A 13,145-nucleotide genomic window follows, 5' to 3' on the forward strand; every position below is an offset into this window, starting at 1 on the left:
CACGGCGGCCGAGCGGGGTCGTGCCGCGGTCACCGGCTCGGCTCGGCCTCAGGGTGGTCCGGGGCACCCTCGACGTCTGCCCCGTCGGACGCCCGGACGCGCTCGTTGCGGATCCCGACCCAGCTGAGGACTCCCCCGAGCACCAGCAGGGCGGCGGTGACGAGGAGCGAGCGGTGGAACCCGTCGAGGTCGAGCACGCCGCCCACGATCACGCCCGCGAGCGCGATGACGACGAGCCCCGCGACGCGGGACACCGCGTTGTTCACCGCGGAGCCGATGCCGGCGTCCGCCGCCGGGATGGACCCGAGGATGGCGGACGTGAGCGGCGCGACGGTCATCGCGAGGCCGAGCCCGAAGAGCAGGAGGCCGGGAAGTACCTGGGTGACGTAGACGGCGTCCTCGGTGGTGGTGAGCAGGAGCAGGTAGCCCGCGCCCCCGACGATCGGGCCCAGCGTCATGAACAGCCGCGGCCCGTAGCGGCCCGCGAGCGCCCCGAACCGCGTGGACAGCGCGAGGAGCACGAGCGTCACGGGAAGCTGAGCGAGACCGGCGGCGGTGGCGCTGTAGCCGCCGACCTGCTGGAGGAACAGCGTGACGACGAACCCGCCGAAGTACAGCGCGCCGTAGATCGCCGCGGTCGCCAGGTTGCCCCACGCGAAGTTCCGCACGGTGAACAGGCGTGGCGGGAGCATGGGGTCGGGGGCGCGCCGCTCCCACCAGACGAACGCGACGAGGCACGCCACACCGACGACGCACGGCCCCCAGACGACCGGGCTCGACCACCCGAACCGCCCCTGCTCGATGAGCGCGAACACCGTGCCCGCGAGCCCGACGGCGGCGAGGGTGGCGCCCGCGACGTCGATCCTGCGCGTGGCGACCGCGCCGACCTCCTCCGCGGCCGAGCGCGGGACGCCGCGCAGCAGCCACAGCGTGACGGCGACGGGCAGCACGTTGATCCAGAACACCCATCGCCACGAGATCGTGTCGATGAGGATCCCGCCGAGGAGCGGCCCGGCGAGCGACGCCGTGCTCGTCCACGCGGTCCAGGAGCCGATCGCCCGGGACTGCCGCTCGCCGTCGAACGTGGAGATGATCATGGCGAGCGAGCTCGGTACGAGCAGTGCGCCCGCGACGCCCTGCAGGCCGCGCGCCACGACGAGGACCAGGCCGTCGGGGGCGAGCGCGCACGCGACGGAGGTCACCGCGAAGCCCACGAGGCCGATCGCCATGATCCGGCGGCGGCCGTGCACGTCGGACAGCGACCCGGCGAGGAGGATGAACGCGCCGAGCGTGATCATGTAGGCGTCGACGACCCACTGCTGCAGCGCCAGCCCCGTGACCGGGCCGGTGGTGAGCTCGTCCGAGATGGCGGGCAGCGCGACGTTGACCACCGAGCCGTCGAGGAACGAGACGAACGACGCGAGGACCGCCACCACCAGCACGCGCTGCTGCACCGTCACCGACCCACCGTACGACTCGACCGCCCTGCCGTACCGACCGCGCGCGGACGGAGCGTGACGGTCGTGGCTGAACCCTGCCGGGCTCGCCACCATACCTAGAGGTAGGTATGGTGACCCATGATGTCGACCGACTCGCGGGAGCGCCTCGTCGCCGCCGCTCAGGAGCTCTTCTGGGCCCAGGGCGTCGGCGCGACGAGCCCGCGCCAGGTCCTCACCGCGAGCGGCGTGGGTCAGGGCAGCCTCTACCACCACTTCCCCTCCAAGCACGACCTCGCCGTGGCCGCGGTGCGCTCGACGACGACCGCCGCGCTCGACGCCGCGCACCGCGACCTCGACGCCGACGGGACCGCCGTCGAGCGCCTCGTGCGCTACCTGGAGCGGCCGCGCCCTGCGCTGGCCGGGTGCAAGGTCGGGCGCCTCGTGAGCGACCAGGCCGTCATGGACGACGCGACGCTCACCGCGCAGGTCCGTGACTACTTCCGCGGGCTGGTCGACCTCGCGGGGGCCGTCCTCGTCGCGGACGGTGTGCCCGACGACGCGGCCCGGGACCGCGCGCTCGCCGCGGTCGCGATCGTGCAGGGCGGGTACGTCCTCGCGCGTGCGCTCGACGACCCCGACGCCATGGCGGGCGCGGTCCGGGGGTTCGTGGCACTGCTCGACGCCGGGTCCACGGACCGCACCGGACGTCCTGCCCGCGACGACGCCGCCGCTCGCACCGAGCCCGACGTCCCGGACGCCGAACCCGACTCCCCGGAGGACGCATGACCGACAGCACCGACGGCACCGCCAGCGCCGACACGGCACACCGTGCCGACAGGGCCGACAGGGCCGACAGCCCGACGCTGCGTGAACGGCTGCGCGCCCTGCCCGTCTTCGGCGCCGACCTGCCCGGCCTCGACGTGGACGCGGCACCCGACGATCCCGTGACGCTGTTCGTCGACTGGCTCGAGGACGCGGTCGCGGCCGGCGTCGCCGCCCCGCACGCCGCGACCCTGTCGACCGCCGACGCGCGCGGTCGTGTCGACGCCCGGACCCTCCTCCTCAAGGACGTCGGCCCGGCCGGCTGGTCCTTCGCCACGCGCTCCGACTCCCCCAAGGGCGTCGCGCTCGCGGAGAACCCCCACGCGGCACTGACGTTCCTGTGGCGCGAGCGCGGCCGGCAGGTGCGCGTGCGGGGCCCGGTCGTGCCGCTCGGGGCCGAGGCGTCCGCGGCGGACTTCCTGGCCCGGTCCGAGCTCTCACGAGCGACCGCGCTCGCCGGGCACCAGAGCGCGACCCTCGCCTCGCGGAGGGACTATCGCGCGGCCTGGGACGCGGCGCTCGCTCGGGTGCGCACCGAGCCGGAGACCGTGCTCGACACCTGGACCGCGTACGCGCTCGAAGCCACGACGGTCGAGTTCTGGGCGTCGTCGCCGGGCGACGGACAGGCACGTCTGCGCTACACCACGTCGGCCACGGCTCCGCGGCCCGGCGACGAACCCTCCCCCGGCTGGACGAAGGAGCTCCTGTGGCCCTGACCGACACTCCCCGCACCGGAACGGTGCCCGACGTCGACGCGGTCCGCGACGACGCGCGGGCCGCCCTCGCCGCAGTCACGCGGTCCGCGGGCTCGCTCGACGCCGCGGCGCTGGCGGCGCCGTCGCTCCTGCCGGGGTGGTCCCGCAGCCATGTCCTCGCGCACGTCACGGCGATCGGCGAGGCGATGGCGCGCCAGGCTGAGCGCGCCGCGGCGGGCGAGCTGGTCGAGGTGTACGACGGCGGGGCGGAAGGCCGAGAGGCCGGCATCCAGTCCGGGGCCCGCCGGACCGTCGTCGAGCACGCCGCGGCGCTCACGGCGCTCGCCGAGCGGCTGGAGGCCGCGTGGCCCGCGCCCGGCTCGGCCGGGTGGGAGGCGCCCGTCTCCTACCGCGACGGCACCGTCGTCGACGCGCTCGTCGCGTGGTGGCGCGAGGTCCGGCTCCACGCCGTGGACCTCGACACGGGGATCGGGATCGGCACGTGGCCCCCGGCGCTCGCGGCGCACCTGCTCGACTTCCTCGCCGTCCGCCTGCCCCAGGGCGTCGCGGTGGACCTCGACACGTCCTCGGCGCAGACCCGGGCCGGGACCACGGTGACGGGATCGCTGCTCGACGTCGCGGCCTGGCTCGCGGGCCGCACGCCCGACGACGAGCCGCAGGCCTGGCGCGGGGATGAGCGCACCGCTCTCCCGGAGATCGGCCCGTGGCCCTCGCCGTACTCGCCACCTGCGACGTAGCACCGGACCCGCCCGCGCGGGACCTTGGTCCCGGCCGAATGTGACGCACGCCCGTGACGCACCGCACACTTTGTGCACTCTGTCACAAGCGTAGAATCGCAACGTGTCGAGTCGAGCGAGCAACCCCGCAAGCACCGCAGACCAGATCGACGTAGCCCTCATCGGCGGTGGCATCATGAGTGCCACCCTGGGCGCCCTCATCAACGTCCTGGAGCCCTCCTGGACGGTGCGCATCTACGAGCGTCTGGACGCCGTCGCGCAGGAGTCGTCGAACCCCTGGAACAACGCCGGAACCGGCCACGCCGCACTGTGCGAGCTCAACTACACGCCCGAGCGGCCGGACGGCTCGATCGACATCACCAAGGCGGTGACGATCAACGAGCAGTTCGAGGTCTCGCGCGAGTTCTGGCACCACCTCCTCACGACGGGCGCCCTCCCGCAGCCGGCGAGCTTCATCTCCCGCACGCCGCACATGACGTTCGTCCGCGGTGCGGAGAACGTCGACTACCTGCGCCGTCGGTTCGAGTCGCTGCGCCAGCACCCGCTGTTCAGCGAGCTCGAGTTCTCCGACGACCCCGCCGTCGTCGCGCAGTGGGCGCCCCTCCTCGTGGCGGAGCGCGACGGCGACGAGCCGATCGCCGCGACGCGCGCCACGAGCGGCACGGACGTCGACTTTGGCGCACTCACGCAGCAGCTCGTCGACCACCTCGTCGACAGCGGGACGCAGCTCTTCCTCGAGCACGAGGTGAAGAACCTCAAGAAGACCAAGGACGCCCGCTGGCGGCTCACCGTCAAGGACCGGTCGTGGAACGCGCCCGTGCGTCGCTCGACCGTCGAGGCGCGGTTCGTCTTCGTCGGTGCCGGCGGCGGCGCGCTGCCGCTGCTGCAGAAGGCCGGCATCCCCGAGGCGAAGGGTTACGGCGGCTTCCCGATCAGCGGCGAGTTCCTGCGCACCGACGACCCCGAGCTCGTCGCGCAGCACCAGGCGAAGGTCTACGGCAAGGCCGACGTCGGCTCCCCGCCGATGTCCGTGCCCCACCTCGACACGCGCGTCGTCGACGGCAAGAGCTATCTCATGTTCGGCCCGTACGCCGGGTTCAGCCCCAAGTACCTCAAGAAGGGCAAGTACCTGGGCCTGTTCACGTCGCTGCGCCTGCACAACCTCGGCTCGATGGTCGGTGCGGGCGTCAAGAACCTCGACCTGACCCAGTACCTCGTGGGGCAGCTCCTCGCGAGCCCCGAGACGAAGTTCACGGCGCTCCAGGGCTTCATGCCGACGGCCCACCCCAAGGACTGGGAGACCATCACCGCGGGCCAGCGCGTCCAGGTGATCAAGCGCGACAAGGACGGCAAGGGCGTCCTCGAGTTCGGCACCGAGGTCATCGCGGCGGCCGACGGCTCGATCGCGGGCCTGCTCGGCGCCTCGCCGGGCGCGTCGACCGCCGTCCCGGCGATGATCGACCTGCTCGAGCGCTGCTTCCCGAACCGCTTCACGAAGTGGCGCCCCGAGCTCGCGACGATGATCCCGAGCCTCGGCCAGGCGCCGTGGGAGGCGGAGGAGCTCGAGGGCCTCGACCAGCTCACCGGCGACGCCGACCTCGACGTCTCGACGCGCGCCTGACGCGACAGCGTCCCGACGACGGCCCGGCCCTCCACGGAGGTCCGGGCCGTCGCACGTCCACGGCCTTCCGCGCCCGGAGGCGCGGCACCGCAGGTCGCGTCACACGACGAGTCACCGCACGTCCAGTTCCTGCGCTCCCGGCACCTCACGCGAACCCGCGGGGAACCACGGCCGCGCCGGGTCCTCGCGGCGCACCGCGAGCGCCACGACCGTCGAGCCGACGACGACGAGGAGGGCGATCACGCCCCAGAGGATGTCCATGCCTCGAGCATCGTCGTGGGCTGCGCGCCGGACGAGTGGCAGGACCGACGGGTGTCGACAAGATCCTGCCAGGGGCGTACGGTCGGGCCATGATCCGCACCGTCGCGGCCGTCGTGAGCGACGGCCTCGCCCCGTTCGAGTTCGGTGTCGTGTGCGAGGTCTTCGGCCTCGACCGCAGCGACCAAGGAGTGCCGCGCTTCGACTTCCGGGTCTGCGGTCCCGTCGCCGGTGAGCCCGTGCGCACGTCGGTGGGCGCCCAGGTCGTCCCCGCGCTCGGCCTCGACGCGGTCGACGACGCCGACCTCGTGATCGTCCCGGCGATCCGCATCGGCAGCCACTACCCCGAGGCGGTGCTCGACGCGATCCGTCGCGCCTCGGCCCGCGGCGCGACGCTCCTCAGCGTCTGCTCGGGCGTGTTCGTCCTCGCCGCGGCGGGCGTCATCGACGGGCGCCGCGTCACGACCCACTGGATGCACGCCGAGGAGCTCCGGCGCCTGCACCCGACGCTCGACATCGACCCGGACGTGCTCTTCGTGGACGACGGCGACCTCATCACGAGCGCGGGGACCGCCGCGGGGATCGACGCGTGCCTGCACCTCGTCCGACGCGAGCTCGGGTCCCGGGTCGCGAACGTCATCGCCCGCCGCATGGTCGTGCCGCCCCAGCGCGAGGGCGGCCAGCGGCAGTTCGTCCAGCGCCCGGTCCCGGAGGCCGAGGAGGACTCGTTCGCCGAGCTCCTGGACTGGATGACCGAGCACCTCGACGAGCCGCTGACCGTGCGCGACCTCGCCCGGCGCGCCCACACGTCGGAGCGGACGTTCGCGCGCACCTTCGTCGCCCAGACGGGCACGACACCGCTCGCCTGGCTCACCGCCCAGCGAGTCGCCCATGCCCAGACGCTCCTCGAGGAGACGCGGACCGATCTCGAGGACGTCGCGCGCCGGTGCGGGTTCGGGTCCGCGGCGCTGCTGCGACACCACTTCCGGCGGGCCGTCGGGGTCACGCCCACCGAGTTCCGGCACACGTTCCGCCACGCCGCCTGACAGGCCTTCGCGGCTTCTTCACGCCGTGGACGATTGCGAACAACCTACGGTCCCGTAGGATCGGGCCATCTGCTTCACGAGCACCCGCTCACCACCACGGCTGAGAAGTCGACTCGATCCCCTGCAAGGATGCACATGACTTCTGCCGCCGTCCGTCCGGGCTTCCGGGCCACCCGACCCAAGACCGACGACGGCGCAGCCGTCACCAGCACCTACACCGCCCTCTCACGGACGGTGCGCGACGCCGGCCTCCTCGAGCGCGCGCAGGGCTACTACCTGTGGACCCTCGGCTTCCTGACGCTCGCGCTGGGCGGGGTCGTCACGGGCTTCGTCCTCCTGGGCGACTCGTGGTTCCAGCTCCTCATGGCTGCGGCCCTGGGTCTGATCTTCACGCAGTTCGCGTTCGTGGCGCACGAGGCCTCGCACCGCCAGGTGTTCGCCTCGGGCCCCCTCAACGACCGGGTCGGGAAGATCCTGGCCAACGCGGTCGTGGGCATCAGCTACTCCTGGTGGATGAACAAGCACACACGCCACCACGCGAACCCGAACAGGCGCGGCAAGGACCCCGACATCAACCCGGACGTGATCGTCTTCCTCGGCGACGACGCCGCCCAGGCCACCGGGATCAAGGCGTTCATCAACCGCTACCAGGGCTGGCTGTTCTTCCCGCTCCTCACCCTCGAGGGCCTCAACCTCCACGTGACCGCCTTCCGCAGCCTCATCTCGGGCGACGGCGTCCGCGCCGACCTGCGCACGCGCATGACGGAGCTCGCGATCATCACCGTGCGCCTCGCGACCTACGCCGCGCTGATCTTCTGGGCGCTCCCGCTCGGCATGGCGTTCGCCTTCCTCGGGGTCCAGCTCGCCGTGTTCGGCGTGTACATGGGCGCGTCGTTCGCACCGAACCACAAGGGCATGGCGATCATCCCCGAGGACAGCAAGATCGACTTCCTGTCGAAGCAGGTGCTCACGTCGCGGAACATCCGGGGCGGCTGGTTCATGAACATCCTCATGGGTGGTCTCAACTTCCAGATCGAGCACCACCTCTTCCCGAGCATGCCCCGGCCCCACCTCGCGCGGGCGCGCGACATCGTGCGCGAGCACTGCCGCAACCTCGGCCTGCCCTACACCGAGACGAGCCTCGCCCAGTCCTACGCGATCGTGGTCCGGTACCTCAACGACGTGGGCCTGTCCGCACGCGACCCCTTCGACTGCCCGATGTTCAAGCAGCTCCGCAAGGTCTGAGCCGCGTCAGGACGACGCGGCCTGGCCGTGGCGCCAGTAGCCGACGAAGTCGACGTGGGTCTTCGGGACGCCGCGGTCGTTGACGAGGTGCCGACGGACACCGGTCACCAACGACGACTCCCCGACGGCGTACGCGTACACCGGCGCCGACGGGAGATCGGCCCCACGGACGGCCTCGAGGGCGAGGCGCCCGGGGACGGCGTGGTCCCCGGCGACGGACGGCGCGTCGGCTGAGGCAGGACCGTCCGACCGCGCGATCCAGCGCAGCTCGACCCCGGCAGGGACGCGGAAGTCCTGGACGTCGGCCAGGTCGGGCAGCTCGACGACCGCGAGGCCGCGCGCGTCGTCGGGCAGGGACTCGCAGATGCCCGCGACGGCGGGCAGCCCGGTCTCGTCCGCGACGACCAGGGTCCAGTCGTGCTCGACGCGGGGGTTGTACCCGACGCCCTGGTCGAGCAGCCCCACGCGGTCCCCCGGCTCGGCGGTGAGCGCGAAGCGCGAGGCCGGGCCCTCGTCGCCGTGGACGACGAAGTCGACGTCCAGCTCGCGCAGGTCGGGCCGCACCGCACGCACCGTGTAGCTGCGCACGAACGGGCGCCGCGCCTTCGGCGTGGCGAGGTACTGGACGTACCAGAGGCCCGACGAGCGCGTGGGCAGGCTCAGCGCGTCCTGGTCCGGTCGCGTGAGGAAGAGGCGGAACCACTGGTCGTACCCCATCGGGGTGAAGTGGTCCATGCCCTCTCCGCCGAGGGTCACGCGCACGACGTGCGGGCTGACGCGCTTCGACCCGACGACCTCGAGCGTCAGGACGTGTGCATCGGCAGGCTTGACGATCTTGAAGTTCGCCACCGTCGGCTCCTCGTTCCTCCACGGGTCGGGACCGGCAGACTGCCGGACGACCGATCACCGTCCTGGGCGACCGCAGGAGAGCCTAACCTCACCTCCACCCCGCCGTCGATGTGCTCGACGCCACACCCGCCGGAGCCCTCGACCCGCGCCGTCGATCAGAGACGGCGGAGCCCCGCGAGCCGCTCGGGGTTGCGGAACACGAGGACGCGCGCCACGCGGTCGCCGTCGAACTCGACGGAACCAGCCATGACCGGCACGCCGTCGGCGCGCCACACGACACCGGGCGCTCCGTTGACCGCGACCGGTTCGGCCACGAGGTCGACCATCTCCGGCTTCGCCGCGAGCCCGACGAGGAAGCGCGCCGCCTTGTCCGCCCCGTGCACCGGACGCATCGCCGCCCGGGCCCTGCCGCCACCGTCGGTCACGACGACCACGTCGGGGGCCAGCGCCGCGACGACAGCGGCGACGTCGCCCGTGAAGCACGCCTCCATGAACCGCCGGGTCGCCTCCTGCTGCTGGTCGCCGGGCGGAGTGAAGCGCGGGCGCCGGGCGCGCACGTGCTCGCGCGCCCGGTGGGCCGTCTGGCGTACGGCCTCGGGCGTGCGGTCCAGCACGCGCGCGACCTCGTCGTGGTCGAGCGCGAACACCTCGCGCAGCACGAAGACCGCACGCTCGAGCGGGCTCAGCGTCTCCAGCACGACGAGCATCGCCATCGAGACGTCGTCGGTGCGCTCGACCTGGAACGCCGCGTCGGGCGTCGTGAGCAGCGGGTCGGGGAGCCACGGCCCGACGTACGTCTCGCGCTGCGTCCGCAGCGTCCGCAGCCGGTTGAGCGCGAGACGCGTGGCGATGCGCACGAGGTAGGCGCGCGCGTCGACCACGTCGTCACGGTCGTCCGCGGACCAGCGCAGCCACGTCTCCTGGACCACGTCCTCGGCGTCCGCGGCGGCGCCGAGCATCTCGTACGCGACCGTGAACAGCAGTCGGCGGTGGCGGGCGAACGGCGCGAGCAGCGCGTCGCTCTCGTCGTGCCCGGGCAGTGCGCCGCGTGCGCCGTCGTCGCTCACTCCCCCAGCCTGCCCGAGGCACCGGTCGCCGGACCGCTCGCCGCGCGCAGCGACCCCGCAGGCCGCACCTCGCACCGGTCGGAGAACCCCTGGCTCGACAGCCCGAGCGCCGCGTTGACGCGGCTGCGCAGGTTCTCGACCGCGACGAGGGCGGTGAGCTCGACGAACGCCGCGTCGCCGAGGTCGGCCCGCAGGTCCGCCGCGAGCTCGTCGGTGACGGTCGGCGGCGTCGCCGTCATCGCCTGCGCGTACTCCAGGACGTGGCGCTGGGCCGCGGTGTAGACGTCGCTGTCGCGCCACACCGGCACGTCGTGGAGCAGCCGCGCGTCGACGTCGCCGTGCTCGGACTCCCAGTAGCCGAAGTCGACGCACCACGAGCAGCCGATCTCGACGGCGGACGCCATGACGGCGAGCGCCGCGTGCGTGGGGTCGAGCGCGCGCCACCGCGCGACGCCGGCCTCGAGCGCGCAGTAGGTCGTGGCGACACGGGGGTTGTGCCCGACGGCCGCCAGCGGGTCGAGCACCGCGCCGTACCGGCGACGCGACAGCGCGGCGAGCGCTCGGTTGAGCAGCGTGCGGGGCGGGTCGAGGGAGATGCGGGCCATGGGTGCTCCTTCCGGTCCGGCACGCTGGTCGCGCCGGTGCCATGAGGACACGCCGCTGCCCGGCGGCGTGACACGGTCCGACCCGTCGGCGTCGTGGCGTGCGTCACACGCGCTTGTCGGGGGCGCCGGCAGGAGCGCTCCCGGACGAGGTCACGGACGATGCGACCGCTTCTCGTTACCCCTGCGGTAGTTCCCGGTCGCGCGTGCGAGGAGGAGCTGCACCTCGTGCTCGTCCCCCCGCGCCTCGGCGCGACCGAGCGCGGCGACCAGACGGTCCGCCGCGGTCCCCGCGACGGTGACGACGACGCGGCCGCCCCGGGCGACCCGCACGCGCCCGTCCCGGGTGACCTGGTGGTCGAACGGGTCGGGGAACGCGTCGTCGGGCACGGGTCCGACCCTAGGCGTGCCGACGCGGCGGGCGCACGTCCATTCCCGGAGGGCGCGCGTCCATTCTCGCGAGCGCCCCGGTCACACCCGCGCGCGGTCCGCGTCCCGGCGCCGCCGGCCGCGACCCGTGAGGTCCGCGAGCGGGGAGTACCGGGGGACCCAGCGCACCAGCGCCGCCGTCGACGCGCCGCCGAGAGCGGCGGCGGCCCAGATGCCCGCGGCGAGCGACCCGAGCGCCGCGCCCGCCGCGAGCACGAGCGGCCCGAGCGCGTCGCCGGTGTCCTGGAACAGCCGCCACACGCTGAGGAAGGTCGGGCGCACGTCTGCCGGGGCGACGTCGGCCCCGAGCGTCATGACGATGCCCGACCCCATCCCGTTCCCGATGCCCAGCAGCGCCGCGACGACGGCGAGCGCCGCAGGCGTGTGCGCGACGGGCACCAGCGCGAGGGCGAGCGCCATCGTGAGCATGGACGGGACGGCGACCCACAGCCGCCCGAACCGGTCCATCACCTTGCCCGCGGGGTAGAACAGCAGCATGTCGAGGGCGCCGGAGATCCCGAAGATCACGGACGTCACCTCGGCGTCGAGCCCGAGGTGCTCGCCCCAGAGCGGGATCACGGTCTGGCGCGCGCCGCGCACCGCGGCGATGAGGAGGATCGCGACGCCGAGCGTGGCGAACAGCCGTCGGTGCTCGCGCGCGACCTGCGCGATGCTCGCTCGCGGGCGCGTCACCCGCCCCGTCCGGCCGGGCGCTTCGCCGCCGTCGCGCTCCGGCGGCACGACGGCGACGACCGCCACCGCCAGGAGCGCGCAGACCGCGCCGAGCCAGAAGGCGCCGCGCACGGAGGTCGCCGCGATCACCGCCGCGCCCGCGAACGGGCCGATGAACAGCCCGATGCGGTGCACGCCCGCGAGCGTCGACAGCACGCGCGCCCGTCGCAGCGGCGGCGTGATCTCCGTGAGGTACGACTGCCGGGCGAGGTTGAACACGGCGGACGACGCCCCGAGGGCGAGCACGCCGGCGGCGAGGCCCCACAACGCGCTCGTCAGCGCGACCGTCGAGAACGCGACGACGGCGACGCCGCCCGCGAGCAGCATCGCCGTGCGGTCGCCGAGCCGCGTCGCGAGCGATCCCGCGGGGAGGTCGAAGAGGATCTTGCCGAGCGGCAGGAGCGCCGTCACGAGACCCGCGACGGTGAGGCTCGCGCCGCGGCCGGTCGCGGTCACGGCGACCACGGGCAGCATCGCGCCCACGCCGATCTCGAGGACGAGCGTCGGGACGAACGCGCCGAGCACGACGCTGCGCAACGGGAAGAGCGGCGCGTCGTCCGTCGCGCGGGTCGTGGCCGATCGGGTCACGAGGCCTCGCCGGCCGTCTGCACGTCGGCGGGTTGGACGTCGGCGGGCTGGGCGTCGGCACCGCGGCACGCGGGCGCGTCCGCGAGGAGCTCGAGCAGCTGCGAGGCGGCGGGCGCCCCGTGCCCACGCTGCCCCGTCACGACCGACACGACCCAGCTCGGGCCGCCCGCCTCCGGCAGGGGCACCGTCACGAGGCGCGCCGCCTGCGGCTTCGCGGCGACGTGGCGCGGGACCATCGCGATCCCGAGCCCACGGTCCACGAGCTCCAGCAGCGTGTGGACGTCGTTGACCGTGAACCGCACCCGGCGGTGCGCGCCGTGCGCCGCGCACGCCACGTCGTTCACGGGGCGCGCCGCCCACGAGGGGTCGAGGTCGACGAAGTCCTCCCCCACGAGGTCGGCCCACCCCACCCGTCCACGGGTCGCGAGGTGGTGCTCGGGCGGGCACACGAGGACGAGGGGCTCCCGGCCGAGCTCCGTCTGGGTCAGGGCACCGAGGTGCTCGGTCGTCGCGACGAAGGCGACGTCCACGTCGCCGTCCCGCACGCGCGCGAGCAGGTCGTGCGATCCGGCCTGCACGAAGTGGATCTCGACGAGCGGGAACCGTCGGTGGAAGCGCTCGAGGAGCGCGGCCACGTCGACGACCCCGAGGCACTGCTCGGCCCCGACCCGCAGCGAGCCCGAGAGCGCGTGCGTCGCACGGACGACCGCGTCGCGAGCGGCTGCCGCCTGGGCGAGCATGGACCGGGCGAACGGCAGCAGCGCGAGACCGGCCTCGGTCGGTTCCACGCGGCGCGTCGTGCGCGTGAACAGGCTCGACCCGAGCTCGTCCTCGAGGCTGCGGATCGCCGCGGAGAGGCCGGACTGGGAGACGCCGGTGAGCGCGGCGGCGCGCGTGAACTGCCGCTCGTCCGCCAGCGCCACGAGGTACTCCATCTGCCGCAGATCCATTGACCACTCATTCTTCTGGGATTGACGACCGACAATCGTTGGAC

14 protein-coding genes are annotated in these 13,145 nt (G+C 73.6%); 6 read left to right on the top strand and 8 right to left on the bottom strand.

Annotation, left to right across the window (positions count from 1 at the left end; all coding sequences use genetic code 11):
- Positions 1–29 precede the first annotated feature (29 nt).
- The gene (locus tag V5D56_RS16530) at positions 30–1,460 is read right to left on the bottom strand and encodes an MFS transporter (RefSeq protein ID WP_435736374.1); all 1,431 of its coding nucleotides are present in this window, start codon (positions 1,458–1,460) and stop codon (positions 30–32) included.
- A gap of 120 nt (positions 1,461–1,580) precedes the next feature.
- Between V5D56_RS16530 and V5D56_RS16535 the strand changes: the two genes are divergently transcribed.
- From V5D56_RS16535 to mqo, 4 genes are all read left to right on the top strand, one after another.
- The gene (locus V5D56_RS16535) at positions 1,581–2,225 is read left to right on the top strand and encodes a TetR/AcrR family transcriptional regulator (protein ID WP_435736375.1); all 645 of its coding nucleotides are present in this window, start codon (positions 1,581–1,583) and stop codon (positions 2,223–2,225) included.
- Positions 2,222–2,977: a pyridoxine/pyridoxamine 5'-phosphate oxidase gene (locus tag V5D56_RS16540; RefSeq protein ID WP_435736376.1), complete on the top strand. Its 756-nt coding sequence runs from the start codon at positions 2,222–2,224 to the stop codon at positions 2,975–2,977. The genes V5D56_RS16535 and V5D56_RS16540 overlap by 4 nt, the downstream gene beginning before the upstream one ends.
- Entirely contained in the window at positions 2,968–3,714 is a 747-nt protein-coding gene (locus V5D56_RS16545) for a maleylpyruvate isomerase family mycothiol-dependent enzyme (protein WP_435736377.1), read from the top strand. The genes V5D56_RS16540 and V5D56_RS16545 overlap by 10 nt, the downstream gene beginning before the upstream one ends.
- 103 nt (positions 3,715–3,817) lie before the next feature.
- Positions 3,818–5,335, top strand: coding sequence for a malate dehydrogenase (quinone) (mqo, locus tag V5D56_RS16550; protein WP_435736378.1), 1,518 nt, complete (start codon positions 3,818–3,820; stop codon positions 5,333–5,335).
- A gap of 111 nt (positions 5,336–5,446) precedes the next feature.
- On the opposite strand, the gene V5D56_RS16555 is transcribed toward mqo, so the two are convergent.
- The gene (locus tag V5D56_RS16555) at positions 5,447–5,596 is read right to left on the bottom strand and encodes a hypothetical protein (protein ID WP_435736379.1); all 150 of its coding nucleotides are present in this window, start codon (positions 5,594–5,596) and stop codon (positions 5,447–5,449) included.
- A gap of 89 nt (positions 5,597–5,685) precedes the next feature.
- On the opposite strand from V5D56_RS16555, the gene V5D56_RS16560 reads away from it, so the two are divergent.
- Positions 5,686–6,639, top strand: coding sequence for a helix-turn-helix domain-containing protein (locus tag V5D56_RS16560; RefSeq protein ID WP_435736380.1), 954 nt, complete (start codon positions 5,686–5,688; stop codon positions 6,637–6,639).
- Positions 6,640–6,774: 135 nt separating this feature from the next.
- Positions 6,775–7,884 (top strand): fatty acid desaturase family protein, encoded by a 1,110-nt coding sequence (locus V5D56_RS16565; protein WP_435736381.1) that lies wholly within the window; start codon positions 6,775–6,777, stop codon positions 7,882–7,884.
- A gap of 6 nt (positions 7,885–7,890) precedes the next feature.
- Here the strand turns inward: V5D56_RS16565 and V5D56_RS16570 are convergent, their stop codons facing one another.
- The 6 genes from V5D56_RS16570 to V5D56_RS16595 all read right to left on the bottom strand — a co-directional run bounded on the left by V5D56_RS16570 (position 7,891) and on the right by V5D56_RS16595 (position 13,101).
- Positions 7,891–8,733 (bottom strand): siderophore-interacting protein, encoded by an 843-nt coding sequence (locus V5D56_RS16570; protein WP_435736382.1) that lies wholly within the window; start codon positions 8,731–8,733, stop codon positions 7,891–7,893.
- Positions 8,734–8,888: 155 nt separating this feature from the next.
- Positions 8,889–9,800 carry an RNA polymerase sigma-70 factor gene (locus tag V5D56_RS16575; protein ID WP_435736383.1) on the bottom strand — a complete coding sequence of 304 codons (912 nt, stop codon included), beginning with the start codon at positions 9,798–9,800 and terminating at the stop codon, positions 8,889–8,891.
- Positions 9,797–10,405 (bottom strand): carboxymuconolactone decarboxylase family protein, encoded by a 609-nt coding sequence (locus tag V5D56_RS16580; RefSeq protein ID WP_435736384.1) that lies wholly within the window; start codon positions 10,403–10,405, stop codon positions 9,797–9,799. The genes V5D56_RS16575 and V5D56_RS16580 overlap by 4 nt, the downstream gene beginning before the upstream one ends.
- A gap of 150 nt (positions 10,406–10,555) precedes the next feature.
- Positions 10,556–10,792, bottom strand: a complete 237-nt coding sequence (locus V5D56_RS16585) for a hypothetical protein (RefSeq protein ID WP_435736385.1) — start codon at positions 10,790–10,792, stop codon at positions 10,556–10,558.
- Between the two features lie 81 nt (positions 10,793–10,873).
- Positions 10,874–12,151 carry an MFS transporter gene (locus tag V5D56_RS16590; protein ID WP_435736386.1) on the bottom strand — a complete coding sequence of 426 codons (1,278 nt, stop codon included), beginning with the start codon at positions 12,149–12,151 and terminating at the stop codon, positions 10,874–10,876.
- Positions 12,148–13,101 carry a LysR family transcriptional regulator gene (locus V5D56_RS16595; RefSeq protein WP_435736387.1) on the bottom strand — a complete coding sequence of 318 codons (954 nt, stop codon included), beginning with the start codon at positions 13,099–13,101 and terminating at the stop codon, positions 12,148–12,150. Before V5D56_RS16595 ends, V5D56_RS16590 begins: the two co-directional genes overlap by 4 nt.
- Positions 13,102–13,145 lie beyond the last annotated feature (44 nt).

This window comes from Cellulosimicrobium sp. PMB13 (assembly GCF_051294865.1).
Classification (GTDB): domain Bacteria; phylum Actinomycetota; class Actinomycetes; order Actinomycetales; family Cellulomonadaceae; genus Cellulosimicrobium.

Excerpts from the sequence above, each read along its gene's own strand:
- V5D56_RS16555 (WP_435736379.1), bottom strand. The coding sequence starts at position 5,596 with ATGGACATCCTCTGGGGCGTGATCGCCCTCCTCGTCGTCGTCGGCTCG.
- V5D56_RS16580 (WP_435736384.1), bottom strand. The coding sequence starts at position 10,405 with ATGGCCCGCATCTCCCTCGACCCGCCCCGCACGCTGCTCAACCGAGCG.
- V5D56_RS16560 (WP_435736380.1), top strand. The coding sequence starts at position 5,686 with ATGATCCGCACCGTCGCGGCCGTCGTGAGCGACGGCCTCGCCCCGTTC.
- V5D56_RS16540 (WP_435736376.1), top strand. The coding sequence starts at position 2,222 with ATGACCGACAGCACCGACGGCACCGCCAGCGCCGACACGGCACACCGT.
- V5D56_RS16535 (WP_435736375.1), top strand. The coding sequence starts at position 1,581 with ATGTCGACCGACTCGCGGGAGCGCCTCGTCGCCGCCGCTCAGGAGCTC.
- V5D56_RS16565 (WP_435736381.1), top strand. The coding sequence starts at position 6,775 with ATGACTTCTGCCGCCGTCCGTCCGGGCTTCCGGGCCACCCGACCCAAG.
- V5D56_RS16595 (WP_435736387.1), bottom strand. The coding sequence starts at position 13,101 with ATGGATCTGCGGCAGATGGAGTACCTCGTGGCGCTGGCGGACGAGCGG.